Source organism: Thioalkalivibrio versutus (assembly GCF_001999325.1).
Taxonomy (GTDB): Bacteria; Pseudomonadota; Gammaproteobacteria; order Ectothiorhodospirales; family Ectothiorhodospiraceae; genus Thioalkalivibrio; species Thioalkalivibrio versutus.
In genome coordinates, this window is sequence record NZ_MVAR01000047.1 from 18477 (window position 1) to 18739 (window position 263).

Genomic DNA, 263 nt, shown 5'->3' on the forward strand with positions numbered 1-263 from the left:
CGAGGGGCTTCATACGGGAGGCGAAGGTCAAAACAAACGGTACCCCGTAGGGTGCCGTTGAACGCAGCGAAACGCACCATCTCCCACGCCGTGCGAAACCCCGATGCGATTCGCTACGCTCATCGGCATCCTACGCCCCCCGGCGCCCGCTCCGCGGGCGCGGCACGCAACGGCCACAGGCCGAGCGTGCCGAAGATGCCGGAACAGCCTGCCTCCAACCAATGGCGCAGGCCTTCGGATCGCAATTGTCTTGACCTACCTCC